The organism is Pseudonocardia endophytica (assembly GCF_004339565.1).
Classification (GTDB): Bacteria; Actinomycetota; Actinomycetes; order Mycobacteriales; family Pseudonocardiaceae; genus Pseudonocardia; species Pseudonocardia endophytica.
This window is the reverse complement of record NZ_SMFZ01000002.1, coordinates 1,256,231-1,270,981: the sequence shown is the minus strand read 5'-3', so window position 1 is coordinate 1,270,981 and position 14,751 is coordinate 1,256,231. Positions and strand designations below refer to the sequence as shown.

The 14,751-nt window shown below is 72.8% G+C and carries 13 protein-coding genes; 6 read left to right on the top strand and 7 right to left on the bottom strand.

Annotated features, from left to right (window positions below):
• Positions 1–48 precede the first annotated feature (48 nt).
• Positions 49–240, bottom strand: a complete 192-nt coding sequence (locus EV378_RS24805) for a CsbD family protein (protein ID WP_132429826.1) — start codon at positions 238–240, stop codon at positions 49–51.
• A gap of 178 nt (positions 241–418) precedes the next feature.
• Between EV378_RS24805 and EV378_RS24800 the strand changes: the two genes are divergently transcribed.
• The 3 genes from EV378_RS24800 to EV378_RS24790 are packed head-to-tail and all read left to right on the top strand — an operon-like array spanning position 419 to position 1,985.
• On the top strand, positions 419–1,069 hold the full coding sequence (locus EV378_RS24800; RefSeq protein WP_243653753.1) for an RNA polymerase sigma factor: 651 nt from the start codon (positions 419–421) through the stop codon (positions 1,067–1,069).
• The gene (locus EV378_RS24795; protein ID WP_132429825.1) at positions 1,060–1,629 is read left to right on the top strand and encodes an Asp23/Gls24 family envelope stress response protein; all 570 of its coding nucleotides are present in this window, start codon (positions 1,060–1,062) and stop codon (positions 1,627–1,629) included. Before EV378_RS24800 ends, EV378_RS24795 begins: the two co-directional genes overlap by 10 nt.
• Positions 1,626–1,985 (top strand): Asp23/Gls24 family envelope stress response protein, encoded by a 360-nt coding sequence (locus tag EV378_RS24790; protein ID WP_132429824.1) that lies wholly within the window; start codon positions 1,626–1,628, stop codon positions 1,983–1,985. Before EV378_RS24795 ends, EV378_RS24790 begins: the two co-directional genes overlap by 4 nt.
• 12 nt (positions 1,986–1,997) lie before the next feature.
• Here the strand turns inward: EV378_RS24790 and EV378_RS24785 are convergent, their stop codons facing one another.
• On the bottom strand, positions 1,998–2,744 hold the full coding sequence (locus EV378_RS24785; protein ID WP_165922469.1) for a (2Fe-2S)-binding protein: 747 nt from the start codon (positions 2,742–2,744) through the stop codon (positions 1,998–2,000).
• A 417-nt stretch (positions 2,745–3,161) separates the two neighbouring features.
• Between EV378_RS24785 and gltB the strand changes: the two genes are divergently transcribed.
• Positions 3,162–7,712 (top strand): glutamate synthase large subunit, encoded by a 4,551-nt coding sequence (gene gltB, locus EV378_RS24780; RefSeq protein ID WP_132429822.1) that lies wholly within the window; start codon positions 3,162–3,164, stop codon positions 7,710–7,712.
• 56 nt (positions 7,713–7,768) lie between these two features.
• On the top strand, positions 7,769–9,220 hold the full coding sequence (locus EV378_RS24775; protein WP_132429821.1) for a glutamate synthase subunit beta: 1,452 nt from the start codon (positions 7,769–7,771) through the stop codon (positions 9,218–9,220).
• Positions 9,221–9,318: 98 nt separating this feature from the next.
• Here EV378_RS24775 and EV378_RS24770 read toward each other — a convergent pair whose 3' ends face one another.
• The 4 genes from EV378_RS24770 to EV378_RS24755 all read right to left on the bottom strand — a co-directional run bounded on the left by EV378_RS24770 (position 9,319) and on the right by EV378_RS24755 (position 12,348).
• Positions 9,319–10,368 (bottom strand): glycoside hydrolase family 172 protein, encoded by a 1,050-nt coding sequence (locus tag EV378_RS24770; RefSeq protein ID WP_132429820.1) that lies wholly within the window; start codon positions 10,366–10,368, stop codon positions 9,319–9,321.
• Between the two features lie 173 nt (positions 10,369–10,541).
• On the bottom strand, positions 10,542–10,991 hold the full coding sequence (locus EV378_RS24765) for a nitroreductase family deazaflavin-dependent oxidoreductase (RefSeq protein ID WP_132429819.1): 450 nt from the start codon (positions 10,989–10,991) through the stop codon (positions 10,542–10,544).
• Positions 10,992–11,089: 98 nt separating this feature from the next.
• Positions 11,090–11,347, bottom strand: coding sequence for a hypothetical protein (locus EV378_RS24760; protein ID WP_132429818.1), 258 nt, complete (start codon positions 11,345–11,347; stop codon positions 11,090–11,092).
• Between the two features lie 335 nt (positions 11,348–11,682).
• Complete coding sequence (locus EV378_RS24755) at positions 11,683–12,348, bottom strand: DedA family protein (RefSeq protein ID WP_132429817.1); 666 nt, start codon at positions 12,346–12,348, stop codon at positions 11,683–11,685.
• Positions 12,349–12,603: 255 nt separating this feature from the next.
• On the opposite strand from EV378_RS24755, the gene EV378_RS24750 reads away from it, so the two are divergent.
• Entirely contained in the window at positions 12,604–13,518 is a 915-nt protein-coding gene (locus tag EV378_RS24750; RefSeq protein ID WP_132429816.1) for a DUF2188 domain-containing protein, read from the top strand.
• 66 nt (positions 13,519–13,584) lie between these two features.
• Here EV378_RS24750 and EV378_RS24745 read toward each other — a convergent pair whose 3' ends face one another.
• A complete protein-coding gene (locus EV378_RS24745; RefSeq protein WP_132429815.1) occupies positions 13,585–14,682 on the bottom strand; it encodes a PIN domain-containing protein in 1,098 nt (365 codons plus the stop codon).
• Positions 14,683–14,751: the final 69 nt, after the last annotated feature.

Sequence of the window (14,751 nt, the reverse complement as noted above, 5' to 3'; positions counted from 1 at the left end):
CCCCGACGGGATGCCGCCGGGGGTGCCGTCGCCGTGCCGCGGGGGCGATCAGGGCTTGAACGCGTCCTTGATCTTCTGACCGGCCTGCTTGATGTTGCTCTTGGTCTGGTCGTTCTTGCCCTGGAGCTCGAGGCCCTCGTCGTCGGTGGCCTTGCCGATGGCCTCCTTGGCCTTGCCCCCGAACTCCTCGGTCTTGTGCTCGATCTTCTTCTCGGTGTCGCTCTTCTTCTCGTCGCTCATGGCAGACCACCTTCCGTCGTGACCCCGGGTCGGGTGACCCGGTGGCGATCGGCGCGCACCGCTGGGAGCGGGCCGCTACCGTCGCCGAGCACCGGGGAGTACCCGCCCGGAACCCTTTCCACCCGAATGTGACCCGAGCCACACTCGGGTCGGCCTCTTCATCGACGAACGGAGCCGGGTGCAGGCCACGATGGACGCCGGACGCGCGAGCTCGAGGGGCCGCGGCCCGCGCCGGGCGCCGCACGCCCCGCCGGCCTCCACCGCCCCGCTGCGCGACGCGCGGGAGGTGCGTGCCGAGCTCGACGAGCCCACGCTCGTCGTGCGCGCGCAGGAGGGCGACGTCCACGCGTTCGAGGAGCTGGCGCGGCGCCACCAGGACGCCCTGTTCCGCGTCGCCGTCCGGATCACCGGGGACCGCTCCGACGCGGAGGACGCGTTGCAGGAGGCCCTGATCGACGGCTGGCGCCGGATCGGGACGTTCCGCGCCGAGGCCGCGTTCTCCACCTGGATGTACCGCATCGTCACCCACCGCTGCACGCGTCAGCTCCGCACGAACCGGGACACCGTCCCGGTCGCCGACGTCGGCGACCAGCGCGCCGGCGACGGGTCGCCGGAGCGCGCCGCCGAGGTCGACGCGGAGATGGAGGCGCTCGGGCGTGCCGTCGCCGGCCTGCCAGAGGAGCAGCGGACGTCCTGGGTGCTGCGCGAGATGGAGGGCCTCGGCTACGCCGAGATCGCCGAGATCACCGGTGCGGGCGAGACGGCCGTGCGCGGCCGGATCCACCGGGCCCGCACGGCGCTGGCGGAGATGATGCGGGCATGGCGGTAGACAGCGAGGGTGGGCGGATCGACAGCGCGGACCTGCTGGCCTGCGGCCGGGACGCCGCCCGGGTCTGGGAGCACGCGGAGGCGGGCACGCTCGACGAGCACGAGCGCGACTGCCCGCACTGCCGCTCGACCGTCGCCGACCGGGAGCGGCTCGCCGGCATCGTCGGGCGGATGGCCGCGCAGGAGCTGCGGCCGCCGCCGAACCTGGTCGAGCAGGTGGTGGCCGCCGTCGTCGCCGACCTGCGGCCGCACGACCTGCTCGACCTCGGCGACGGGTCGTTGCTCTCCCGTCCGGCCGCCGCCGCGACGCTGCGCCACGTCGTGGACTCGATGGACGGGCTGCGCGCCCGCAGCTGCCGGATCACCCAGGCCGCGGCCCCCGCTCCTGGCGAGCCGGGGGCGCTGCACGTGACGGTCGGTGTGACCGCCCGCTTCGGCGTGGACCTGGCGTCGGTCACCGCCCGGGTGCGGCAGGTCATGATCTCGACGGGCGACCGCGCGTTCGGCGTCGCCGTGGCACGGGTGGACATCCAGGTGGTCGACGTGTGGGACGAGCGATGACCGGCCGCGTCCGGTTCCACGTCGGTGACCAGGCGGTGGCCCGGATCGCCGCGCGGGCGGCACGCCGGGTGCCCGGCGTCGTCGCGCTGCGCGCCGACCTGCAGCAGACGCTGCTCGGCATCGCGGGCAGCTGGACGTCGACCGCGCCGGTGCCGCCCGAGCTGACCACCGACGGCGTCGTCGCGGCGGTGCACGGCGGCGCGGCCGAGGTGGGGGTGACGGTCGTGACCCGGCTCGGCTTCCGTGCCCGCGACCTGGCGGCGGCCGTGCGTGCCGCCGTCGCCGACGAGGTGCTCGCGACGACCGGCCTGCCCGCGACCGTGCGGGTGACCGTCGCCGACATCGAGCTGGACTAGAGGCCGGGCGGGCTACCGGCGTCCCTGCAGGACGCAGTCGCCGCAGAGCCCCCCGCCGGGGACCCGGTAGTAGAGGCAGCAGGACCGCCGCCGGAAGCCCCACTCGGTGTCCGGGCGGTCCTCCTCCAGCCGCAGCAGCCGTCCGGTCCCGGCCAGCGGCGCCCGGTCCATGAGGCCGGCGAGCACGCCGAGCAGCGCGGGCCGCGCGCCCGGCCGCGCCGGGTCGAGCACCCGTCCCGCTCCGGACAGCGACGACGCGACGTTGCCCCACAGCACGTGCGCGGACACCGGCACCAGCGACCGGACGGCGTCGACGAGCGGAGCCACCAGACCGTCGACCAGCCCGTCGGACAGGAGCGCGGCCGCCCCGTCCGGGTCGCGCACCGGGTCGGGCGTCCGCACCCCGGTCACCTCGGGCAGCCCGGGCGCCCACGGGTCGTCGGCACCCGGCCTGCGGGACAGGTCGTCCGTCGCGGGCAGCACGCCGTGCAGCACCACGGCGGCCAGCGGCGCCGCGACGAGCCGGGCGACCAGGCCCTGGAACGCGATGGACGCCGCCACCCGTTCCCCGGCGCCGAGCGCGGCCGCCACCCGGGCGATCCGTTCCCCGAGCGGGCCGGGATCGGTGTGCAGGCGGGCGAACGGGACCCAGTCGTCACGATCGTCCGTTCCGGGCGTGGCCAGCTCGAAGAACGGACCGAGCAGGGCGACGTCGGCGAGCACGGAACCGACACCCGCGCGGCTCGTATCGGTCGGCACGGGGTGCAGTCTCGCGCTCCGGGTCACTGTTCGCTCATCGCCGGGACACGGTTCGGCAACGTTTCCGTGGTTCGATCAACCTGGGCGCTCCACATCACATCTCCCCGGCCGGTCATCGGTGGCGCAAGCGGCGGAGCGCATGCGACTCTGTGCCTTCCAGATCGCGTCCGCCGGGGTGCGCGATCGAGCCGTGCCGCGGGAGAAAGGCCGGGTAGAAACAGTGCCCGGCCGCTAGTCGTGCCCGGAAGTCGCTTCCGGTTCCCGACCCTTTCACCCACGGCACGGTGCACCCGAACGGCCCATGTCGGACGGCACAAACGGAGCAGCTCTGTAATCTGCACACTCTGTTTGGGACCAACCAGGTCCACGTCGTCCCGATGCTGGAGTCGGGGTGCACCGAGACGACAGGAGGAGCAGTTGGCCGCGATCAGTGACCAGACGCGTCGCCCCTCGCCCGGTGGTCTGTACGCCGCCGATCACGAGCACGACGCCTGCGGTGTGGCCATGCTGGCCGACCTCACCGGACGGCGCGATCACGCCATCGTGCAGAAGGCCGTCACGGCCCTGCTGCGCCTGGAGCACCGCGGGGCCCGCGGCTCCGAGCACAACACGGGCGACGGCGCCGGGATCCTGATCCAGGTCCCGGACGAGTTCTACCGCGCCGTCGTCGACGTCGAGCTGCCCGCGCCGGGCGCGTACGCGACCGGCATCGCGATGCTGCCGCAGGACGCCGACGAGGCGGCGGCCGCCATGGCCGCGATCGACGCGCTGGCCGCGGAGGAGAACCTGCGCGTCCTGACGTGGCGGGAGATCCCGACCGACGCGAGCTCTGCCGACCTCGGCCCGTCCGCGCTGGCCGCGATGCCGGTGTTCCGGCAGCTGTTCGTCGCGGCCGTCGAGGACGGCGTGGAGGGCATCGAGCTCGAGCGCATGACGTTCTGCCTGCGCAAGCGCGCCGAGCACGCCACCGACACGTACTTCGCGTCGCTGTCCCCGCGCACGATCGTCTACAAGGGCATGCTCGCCGAGGAGCAGGTGCCGGTGTTCTACCCGGACCTGGTCGACGAGCGCGTCACGTCCGCGCTGGCGATCGTGCACTCCCGGTTCTCCACGAACACGTTCCCGGCATGGCCGCTGGCCCACCCGTACCGCTACGTGGCGCACAACGGTGAGATCAACACGTTGCGCGGCAACCGGAACTGGATGGCCGCCCGCGAGGCGCTGCTCGAGTCCGCGCTGCTGCCCGGCGACCTGCAGCGGCTGACGCCGGTGGTCACGCCGGACGCGTCGGACTCCGCGACGTTCGACGAGGTGCTGGAGCTGCTGCACCTCGGCGGGCGCAGCCTGCCGCACGCGGTGCTGATGATGATCCCGGAGGCGTGGGAGAACCACGACGAGATGGACCCGGCCCGCCGGGCCTTCTACGAGTACCACGCCACGCTGATGGAGCCCTGGGACGGACCGGCGCTCGTCGCGTTCACCGACGGCACGCAGATCGGTGCCGTGCTCGACCGCAACGGCCTGCGCCCGGCCCGCTACTGGGTCACCGAGGACGGCCTGGTCGTGCTCGCCTCCGAGGTCGGCGTGCTCGACGTCGAGCCGGACAAGATCGTGCGCAAGGGCCGGCTGGAGCCGGGCCGCATGTTCCTGATCGACACCGAGCGCGGCAAGCTCGTCGACGACGACGAGATCAAGGGCGAGCTCGCGTCGCTGCACCCCTACGAGGACTGGCTGCACGCCGGGCTGATCCGCCTGGAGAACCTGCCGGCGCGCAACCGGGAGACGCCCAGCCCGGAGGCACTGACGCTGCGCCAGCAGGCGTTCGGCTACACCGAGGAGGAGCTGAACGTCCTGCTCCGCCCGATGGCCGTCACCGGCGCGGAGCCGATCGGGTCGATGGGCAACGACGCGCCGCTGGCCGCCATCTCGCAGCGTCCGCGCCAGCTCTACGACTACTTCATCCAGCTGTTCGCGCAGGTCACGAACCCTCCGCTGGACGCGATCCGGGAGGAGCTGGTGACCTCGCTGCAGAGCCAGCTCGGCCCGGAACAGAACCTGCTGGACGCGACGCCCGCGCACTGCCGCACGATCGTCGTCCCGTTCCCGGTGCTGACGAACGACGACCTCGCCAAGGTCGTGCACATCAACGACGACGGGGAGTTCCCCGGCTTCGCCTCGCACGTCGTCACCGGCGCGTTCCGCGCGTCGGAGGGTGGTCGTGGCCTGCGCGCCAGGCTGCGCGAGATCGAGGTCGAGGTCTCCCGGGCGATCGAGGACGGCGCGCGGCTGATCGTGCTGTCCCAGCGCGGGGTGGACGCCGAGCACGCGCCGATCCCGTCGCTGCTGCTCACCGGCGCCGTGCACCACCACCTGGTCCGGGAGCGCTCGCGCACCCGCGTCGGGCTGATCATGGAGTCCGCGGACGCCCGCGAGGTGCACCACATCGCGCTGCTGCTCGGCTACGGCGCGTCCGCGGTGAACCCGTACCTGGCCATGGCCACCGTCGAGGATCTCGCCGAGCGCGGGGACGTCCCCGGCACCGACTCGTCGACGGCGGCGAAGAACCTGGTCAAGGCGCTCGGCAAGGGCGTGCGCAAGACGATGTCCAAGATGGGCGTCTCCACCGTGGCGTCGTACACCGGGGCGCAGATCTTCGAGGCGGTCGGGCTCGGGCCGGAGGTCGTCGACGCCTGCTTCACCGGCACGACGTCGCGGATCGGCGGCGTGAACTTCGAGGAGCTCGCCGAGGAGGTGCTCGCGCACCACCGCCGCGCGTTCCCGTCCGACGACGTCCGCGCGTCGCACCGGGCGCTGGCCGTCGGCGGCGAGTACCAGTGGCGCCGCGAGGGCGAGCTGCACCTGTTCAACCCGCAGACCGTGTTCAAGCTGCAGCACTCGACGCGGGCCGGGCGCTACGACGTCTTCAAGCAGTACACGCAGGCCGTCGACGACCAGGCGAAGCGCCTGATGACGCTGCGCGGGCTGTTCTCGTTCAAGGAGGGCGTGCGCGAGCCGGTGCCGATCGACGAGGTCGAGCCCGTCGAGTCGATCGTCACCCGGTTCGCGACCGGCGCGATCTCCTACGGCTCCATCTCCCAGGAGATGCACGAGACGCTGGCGATCGCGATGAACCGGCTCGGCGGACGGTCGAACACCGGCGAGGGCGGCGAGGATCCGGACCGGTTCACGGTCGACCCGAACGGCGACTCCCGGCGTAGCGCGGTCAAGCAGGCCGCGTCCGGGCGGTTCGGCGTGACCAGCGAGTACCTGGTCAACGCCGACGACATCCAGATCAAGATCGCGCAGGGGGCCAAGCCGGGTGAGGGCGGTCAGCTGCCCGGCGGCAAGGTCTACCCGTGGATCGCGACGACCCGGTACTCCACGCCGGGCGTCGGCCTGATCTCGCCGCCGCCGCACCACGACATCTACTCGATCGAGGACATCAAGCAGCTCATCCACGACCTGAAGAACGCCAACCCGCGTGCCCGCATCCACGTGAAGCTGGTCAGCCAGGTCGGTGTCGGGACGGTCGCGGCGGGTGTCGCGAAGGCGCACTCCGACGTCGTGCTCATCTCCGGGCACGACGGCGGCACCGGCGCCTCCCCGCTGAGCTCGATCAAGCACGCGGGCGGCCCGTGGGAGCTCGGCCTGGCCGAGACCCAGCAGACGTTGCTGGCCAACAACCTGCGCGACCGGATCGTCGTGCAGGCCGACGGCCAGCTCAAGACCGGCCGCGACGTCGTCATCGCGGCGCTGCTGGGTGCCGAGGAGTTCGGGTTCGCGACGGCGCCGCTGGTCGTGTCCGGCTGCATCATGATGCGCGTCTGCCACCTGGACACCTGCCCGGTCGGCGTCGCGACGCAGAACCCGGAGCTGCGCAAGAAGTTCGACGGCAAGGCCGAGTACGTCGTGAACTTCATGCGGTTCGTCGCCGAGGAGGTGCGCGAGTACCTGGCTGCGCTGGGCTTCCGCAGCATCGCCGAGGCGATCGGGCACGCGGACGTGCTGGAGACCGGCGAGGCGGCGCAGCACTGGAAGACGAAGGGGCTCGACCTCTCGCCGATCTTCCAGGTCGGCGACTACGCCGACGACGTGCCGCGCCACCAGACCCGCAACCAGGACCACGGCCTGGACAAGGCTCTGGACAACACGATGATCCAGCTCGCGGAGGGCGCGCTGCGCAACGGAGACCAGGTCACCCTGGACCTGCCGGTGCGCAACGTGAACCGCACCGTCGGCACCATGCTCGGCTCCGAGCTGACCAGGGCGCACGGCGGCAAGGGCCTGCCCGACGACACGATCGACATCACGCTCACCGGCTCGGCCGGGCAGAGCTTCGGCGCGTTCGTGCCCAAGGGCATCACGCTGCGGCTGGTCGGCGACACCAACGACTACTTCGGCAAGGGCCTGTCCGGCGGGCGGCTCACGCTGCGCCCGCACCCGGACGCGCCGTTCGTGGCCGAGGAGAACATCATCGCGGGCAACGTGATCGCCTACGGCGCCACGTCCGGCGAGATGTTCGTGCGCGGCATCGTCGGCGAGCGCTTCTGCGTCCGGAACTCGGGCGTGCAGGCGGTCGTCGAGGGCGTGGGCGACCACGGCTGCGAGTACATGACCGGCGGCCAGGTGGTCGTGCTCGGGCGGACCGGGCGGAACTTCGCGGCCGGCATGTCCGGCGGCGTCGCCTACCTGCTCGACATGGACACGAAGCGGGTCAACCCGGAGATGGTCGACCTCGACCCGTTGGAGGACGACGACCGGGAGATCATCCGGGCGGCGGTGGAGAAGCACCACCGCGAGACCGGGTCCGCCGTCGCGCACGCCCTGCTGGCCGACTGGGACGTCGCCGTCGAGCGCTTCGGCAAGGTCATGCCCAAGGACTACAAGCGCGTCCTGCAGGCCCAGGAGGCCGCCGAGCGCGAGGGCCGCGACGTCAACGCGGCGATCATGGAGGCCGCTCATGGCTGAGCACTGCCGCAAGGGCCACGACGTCAATGCAGCGCTGTGTCACGGAGGTGCCGCTCATGGCTGACCCGAAGGGCTTCATGACCACGCCCCGGGAGACCCCCGTCCGGCGCCCGGTCGACCTGCGCCTGATGGACTGGAACGAGGTCTACGAGGACTTCCCGCGCGCCACGCTGGAGAAGCAGGCCGGGCGCTGCATGAACTGCGGCATCCCGTTCTGTCACCAGGGCTGTCCGCTGGGCAACCTCATCCCGGAGTGGAACGACCTCGTCTGGCGCCACGACTGGCGCGAGGCCATCGAGCGCCTGCACGCCACGAACAACTTCCCGGAGTTCACCGGCACGCTGTGCCCGGCTCCGTGCGAGGCGGCGTGCGTTCTGGCGATCAACGACGACGCGGTGACGATCAAGCAGGTCGAGATCGAGATCATCGACCGGGCCTGGGACGAGGGCTGGGTGGCCCCGCAGCCGCCGCGGACGAAGACCGGCAAGAAGGTCGCCGTCGTCGGCTCCGGACCGGCCGGGCTGGCCGCCGCGCAGCAGCTGACCCGGGTCGGGCACGACGTCGTCGTGTTCGAGCGGGCCGACCGCATCGGCGGGCTGCTGCGCTACGGCATCCCCGAGTTCAAGATGGAGAAGAAGCGCCTCGACCGCCGTCTGGAGCAGATGGTCGCCGAGGGGACGCACTTCCGGGCGTCGGTCGACGTCGGCACGGACGTCACGGCCGAGCAGCTGTGCGCGGACTTCGACGCCGTCGTGCTCTCCGGTGGGGCGACCGCGTGGCGGGACATCCCGGCCGACGGCCGCGACGCCGAGGGCGTGTACCAGGCGATGGAGTTCCTGCCGTGGGCCAACCACGTGCAGCAGGGCGACATCGACGCGCCGGAGATCACGGCCGAGGGCAAGGACGTCGTGATCATCGGTGGCGGTGACACCGGCGCCGACTGCCTCGGCACGTCGCACCGGCAGGGCGCGCGGTCGATCACCCAGCTCGAGATCATGCCGACGCCGCCGGAGCACCGCACCGAGAACATGCCCTGGCCGACGTACCCGATGGTCTACCGGGTCAGCTCGGCGCACGAGGAGGGCGGCGACCGGATCTTCTCGGTCAACACGACCGAGTTCGTGAAGGACGCCGACGGCAAGCTCGCCGGCATGAAGATCGTCGAGGTGAAGCGCGGCGACAACGGCTTCGAGCCGGTCGACGGCACCGAGCGGGACCTCCCGGCCCAGCTCGTGCTGCTGGCGATGGGCTTCGTCGGCCCGGAGAAGGGCGCCCTGCTGAACGACCTGGCCGTGGACCTCGACGAGCGCGGCAACGTCGCGCGCGACGAGCAGTACATGTCCAGCGTGGACGGCGTGTTCGTCGCGGGCGACATGGGCCGCGGGCAGAGCCTGATCGTCTGGGCGATCGCCGAGGGCCGCGCCGCCGCGGCCGGGGTGGACCGCTACCTCACCGGACGCGACGTCCTCCCGAGGCCGATCGAACCGACGGACCGTCCGATCGCCTGAGCCCGTCGTCGCCTGCCGGCCCGCCCCCCGTCGCAACGAACGGCACCTTCGAGCACTGTGATTGCTCGAAGGTGCCGTTCGTTCGTGGGTGGGGCGGGTCAGAGCGGGTCCAGGGCGTCCCGGTCCGGGGTCGGCGGGCGGTGGCAGCTCGTGGCGTCGAGGTAGAACAGCGCCGTGGACGCGACGTCGTCGGTGCGCGGCAGGTACCGGCCGTCGCCGCGCCAGCCCAGCGCCTGCACGTCGACGCGCAGTGCGGTGGCGAACCGGATCGGGTCCGGCACGTGCCAGCGGTACAGGCCGAAGCGCTGCTGGCTGTCGTACAGGCCGTCCGGGCGGATCACCTGGTGCAGGCCCAGATACGGGGTCGTGTACTCGGTGTACCCGCGGCCCGGCACGTCGAAGTTCCAGGCGCCCCCGACGTAGTCCTCGGTTCCGGTGCCGCAGATGGTCGGGAAGTCGCCGTCGTCGTCGAGGTAGAACTTGACCTCGCCCTCGCCCCACCAGCCGCGGGCCTGGACGCCCCACGCGAGATAGGTCCCGACGTACTGCCCGGCGCCGCGCACGTCGTCGACCAGCGTGTGCACCGCCCCGGACACCGGGTTCGACCGCCGCCACTGCGCGTGCAGGTAGCCGTCGGAGTCGCCGACGTCGCCGGTCTCGTACGTCAGCTGGTGGTAGACAACGGCCGGTGCGGACGCCAGGTTCTCCAGCGTGATCCGAGCGCCGGTGCGGAACGGCATCGGCCAGTAGGAGTTGAACCCGCCGTGCGGGTTGACCGCGACCATCGACGACGACAACTGCGCGAACCGGCACCAGCCCTGCCCGAAGAAGTCCCCGACCGGCACCTCGACGGCGGGTTCCGGGTCGCCGTCCCAGTGGGCGCGCAGCAGCAGCGAGCGCCAGTGATCCGGATGCGTGGTGAGCCAGAGGTGCGTGACGCGGCCGGGGCCGGCGATCGTGGCCAGGTCCACCGTGGACTTCGCCGGGATCTCGATGCTCGGCGACACCTTCCAGCCCGTGCCCAGCTCCCGGGCCGCCGCCGCTCCGGTGCCGGTGGTGGCCCGACCGCCGCGGCCGGGTTCGCCGGTCGGGTTCTCCGGGCTGATCGAACGGGTGCGGGCGGCGCGGATGCGCGAGACGTCGGACATGACGGCAGCGTCCCTCACCGAGCCCGGCGCGCGTCGCCGGTGAACGCGACCACCGAACGCTCGTCACCCATCGGGAAGGGCGCGGGCGGCGCGGTCGGGCGGCGCGGTCGGGCGGCGCGGTCGGGCGGCGCGGTCGGGCGGCGCGGGTCAGCGGCGCGGGTCAGCGGCGCGGGTCAGCTCAGGCGGAAGACCGGGAAGCCGGGGGCGATGGACGCCAGTTGCGCGTCCGTCGCGTCGGCCGTGACGCCGTCGAAGAAGCGGCCGACCTCCCAGCCCCAGCGGCGCAGGTACTCGCGCAGGATCGGGGTCTTCACGGCGTCGTCGACCTCGACGGCCGTGAACTCCTCGACCCGACGTCCGAGGCGTAGCTCTCCCCCGCCCGCCGCACGCAGGTTGCGCACCCACTGCGCGTGTCCGCGCGGCGCGACGAGGTAGCGCTCGCCGCCGAGCGTGAGCAGGTTGACCGGGACGGTCCGCCACTCCCCGCTGCTCCGCCCGCGCACCGCGAGGACCCGGCTCCCGGCGACCGAGACGCCGAGACGGGTGAGGCCGCTCATCGCGGCCATCACGACGCGGTCCGCGCGGCCCGGACGCAGGTAGCGGGTGCTGTTGTCGGCGATCATGGCTGCTCCTCGGTCTGCGAGAGCACTGCTCTCCCTGTGATGCGAGAAGTAGACACCCGTCCCATGCTCCACGTCAAGAGCAGTGCTCTCGAATGTGGTCAGGACTCCCGGAGCTCGAGCTCGAACGCGTCGTCGCCGATCCAGATCCGGAGACCCTCGGCGTCGTCGGTGATGTAGCCGTCCTCCTCCTCGCCCAGCTCGCGGATCGCTCCGAGCGCACGGGTGCTGAACTCGACGACCCCGCCCCCGACGTCCATCGGCCGGTACTCGCGGGCCAGGCGCGCGGTGCGGCACTCGGTGGCCAACCACTCCGCGTTCTCGTCGCCGACCTCGACCCGCCACACGTCGTTGCGCATGCGCGCAGTATGGCCGGGCTCACGCGGCCGGTGGAACCTCGTCCTCCGAACGGCCCGCACACAGGACGCATCGGACACGCCCGGGTTGCTCCCGTTCGACGAGTTGGTCATGCCGACCGGCGCACCGTTCGCACACCTCGCGGGGCGCACAGCCTCCCGCCGACGGTGACGTGCCATTCACTGTCCGTGCGCGTCGTGCCACAACTCGAACCCGATTCACGCGTTTAATGCTTACCGGCATCTGTGGAACCGGGAGCCCCTGCAGATGCCGGGCCATCGGGACGTCGGGGCCGCGGCCTTGCCGGCCGCGGTTCCGAGTCTCGATGCGACCCGGTCTACCTGGCGGCGAACGCGGGACGCGCCGTCGCCGCGGCCACCGGCGAGCGCCGCCGCAGGACCGCCGCCCGGATCCGCGCACCGACGGCGTAGGCGCCCGCGGTGACGACCGCCATCACCGCACCGGCGGCGACGCACATCAGCGGGTTCCCTCCGGTCATCGGCCCGACCGCGAACCCGATCACCAGCATGTAGACCGACCACAGGACCGAGCTGACGGCGGAGCCGAGGAGCAGGCGTCGCAGCGGGAGGCCGAGCCGTCCGGCCGCCGCCGTGCTGACGAGCCGACCGCCCGGCACGAACCGGGCCCCGACGAGCGCGACGACGGGCCGCCGGAACAGGTTCGCCCGTACCCACGCGGCCAACCCGTTCTCCGCGTCCGCGGCACGGGGCAGGATCCTCGTCGACGTCCGTCCCATGCCGAACACGGCGAGATCGCCCAGCACGGACCCGGCCAGCGCGGCCACGAACAGGCCGGCCACGCCGAGACCGTCGTGCGAACCGAACGCGGCCGCCGCCGCCGACATCAGGAGCGTCTCGCTCGGGAGCATCGGCACCGGGCCGTCGATCGCGATCAGCGCGACGAGCGCCGGCAGCAGCCACGCGCTGTGCAACACGGCGTCCATCAACGGCTGGACCGCCTGGAGCGTGGCGAGCAGATCCACACGGCTCCTCGGGGAGAGCGGGTCGGGCGACGGGCGGACCCAGCGTCGCAGAGCGAACGGCCTCGCCGGAGGGGGGTACACCCCCGGTCACCGCTCCGCTCGGTGAGCGGTCCACCGGCGCGGTGAGCGCGGCCACCCTGCGTTTCGACACCCCCGCACCGGGTAGCCCCACACCGGACGAGGGCGCCCGGGAGACCTCGAGCCTCCCACGGGGACGCCCCACAGGTACGCAGAGCAACCAGGGAGGATCCGATCATGGCCGACCGTCACGTCGTCCCGGTCGACGACGGCTGGCACGTCGAGAAGGACAAGGCGCAGCGGGCGAGCGCCAAGGCCGCCACGCAGGCCGAGGCCGTCACGCGCGCCGTCGAGATCATCGCCAACGACGGCGGCGGTAACCTGATCGTGCACGGGACCGACGGTTCGGTCCACGAGACCCGTGCCGTCGAGGCGAACAGCGACGAGACCGCGTCCACCGCCGCCAGGGCGACGGCGTCGGCGACCGCCACCGGCGCCCAGGAGACGGCGAAGGAGGCAGCCGACAAGGCGGGCCGCACGGCCGACGCCGTCGGCTCGGACGCCGCCACCACCGGCCGCCGGGTGGCGGGCGAGACGAGGACCGCGGCGTCGAAGGCAGCGGGCACCGCCCGTTCCGGTGCGAACCAGGTCGCCGCGGAGGCCGACAAGGTCGCCACGAACGGCAAGGCGGCGGGCAACGCGGGCAAGGCCGCGGCGGATGCGGCACGGCAGACCGGCGAGCAGCTGGCCGGTCAGGCGTCGCGCACCGGACGTCAGGTCGGCGGTGAGCTCCGCGCCGTGTCCGAGCGGTCCGCGTCCCGGGCCACCTCGGCCACACGCGAGGGCGCCGACCAGGCGGTCTCCGCCGCGGACCGCGCCGCCCAGGTCGCGGGGACGGCCGAGGACGAGATCGACTCCGTCGGCACCCGGTGGGCGAAGATCGTCCAGTCGTCCAGCGAGCGCGCCGCGGAGCAGGTCGACGACGCCGTCGAGCGGCTCACGAAGGCCGCGCGGCCGTTCAACCCGATCCGGGTGGCCGGGCGCGTCGCCGCGGGCACCGTGTCGACCGCGTTCGGCCTGACCGGCGCCGTCGTCTCCCGCACCGGCAGGACGGCACAGCGCACCACCCGCAGGGCGGCCGGTCGCGGCTGACTCCGCCCCGCTGTCCGGGACAGGCCCGCACGGTCCGCCGTGTGGGCCTGTTCGTGCGCCGGCAGATCAGGACGGCAGGCGCAGCAGGTAGTCCCCGCGGTCGTCGTCCCACTCCATGTCGACGAGGCCGCGTGTCCTGGCGGCCGTCGCGAACGCCAGGAAGCTGCCGAAGCCGTAGCGCTTCTCGCTGAACTCCGGGACCCGCTTGCGCAGCTGGTTCTTCAGCCCGCTCAGCTGCGGTGGGCCGCCGCCGGACCGCGTCAGGTCCCGCACGACGTCGACGAGCAGCGTGAACGCCTCGTCCTCCGCCGTCGACGTCTCCGGGAACGCGACCTCGGGGTCCCCCTGCGCCGACCCCGCCGACAGCGCGAGGACGCCCTGGTTCTCCAGGTTGCGCAGCAGCTCCCCGAAGCCGCGGAAGCCGTGGTCGGACTCGTCGAACGTCGGGTCCTTGCGCAGGATCGCGCGCTTGAGACGGGACGCCAGCACCGGCCCGTCGGCGTGCCGGAGCAGCCCGGTCAGCGTGCTCCCGACGAGCGCGTCCAGGTCCCGGTCCCCCGTCGTGTCGGCGACGGTCTCGGTGACCGGTTCCTCCGCGGGCTCCGGTGCGGGCGGTGGGGCGGCGGGTTCCGGTGCGGCGCGGCCACCTCGACGGCGGCCCGACGACGGCGTGCGCACGGCGGGCTCCACGCCGGGCAGGCGGTCGTAGAACAGGAACTCGTCGCAGGCAGGCGGCAGCAGCGCCGACGTCGAGGACTGCACCCCGATGCCGATCACGCGCTTGTCCAGCTCGCGGAGCTTGTGCATCAGCGGAGTGAAGTCCGAGTCGCCGGTCCCGATCGCGAACGTGGTGACGAACCCGCGCTCGTAGGCGAGCTCGATCGCGTCGACGGCGAGCTTGATGTCGGCCGCGTTCTTGCGCGAGCCGCCGATCCGCTGCGGGATCTCGATCAGCTCGACCTGCGCGCGGGCCATCAGGCGCCGGTCCTCGTCGAACGCCGACCAGTCCCCGTACGCCCGCCGCACCACGACGCGTCCGCGCTCGGCGAGCGCGTCGGCGAGCGGCCCGAAGTCGAACGGGCTGACCCCGAGCCCGTCGCGCGCACCGATCGCGAGGTTCTCGTAGTCCAGCAGCAGGGCGATCCGCTCATCCTCGACGGCCACTCGCGGCACTTCCTCACGTCGTGCGGACGGGTCGGACGACGAGCGTAACGACGCCGGTGGGGCGGCCGC

What these genes read in the sequence shown, in the direction of transcription:
- EV378_RS24805 (WP_132429826.1), bottom strand. Translation starts at nt 240, where the DNA reads ATGAGCGACGAGAAGAAGAGCGACACCGAGAAGAAGATCGAGCACAAG.
- EV378_RS24795 (WP_132429825.1), top strand. Translation starts at nt 1,060, where the DNA reads ATGGCGGTAGACAGCGAGGGTGGGCGGATCGACAGCGCGGACCTGCTG.
- EV378_RS24790 (WP_132429824.1), top strand. Translation starts at nt 1,626, where the DNA reads ATGACCGGCCGCGTCCGGTTCCACGTCGGTGACCAGGCGGTGGCCCGG.
- EV378_RS24775 (WP_132429821.1), top strand. Translation starts at nt 7,769, where the DNA reads ATGGCTGACCCGAAGGGCTTCATGACCACGCCCCGGGAGACCCCCGTC.
- EV378_RS24770 (WP_132429820.1), bottom strand. Translation starts at nt 10,368, where the DNA reads ATGTCCGACGTCTCGCGCATCCGCGCCGCCCGCACCCGTTCGATCAGC.
- EV378_RS24765 (WP_132429819.1), bottom strand. Translation starts at nt 10,991, where the DNA reads ATGATCGCCGACAACAGCACCCGCTACCTGCGTCCGGGCCGCGCGGAC.
- EV378_RS24760 (WP_132429818.1), bottom strand. Translation starts at nt 11,347, where the DNA reads ATGCGCAACGACGTGTGGCGGGTCGAGGTCGGCGACGAGAACGCGGAG.
- EV378_RS24750 (WP_132429816.1), top strand. Translation starts at nt 12,604, where the DNA reads ATGGCCGACCGTCACGTCGTCCCGGTCGACGACGGCTGGCACGTCGAG.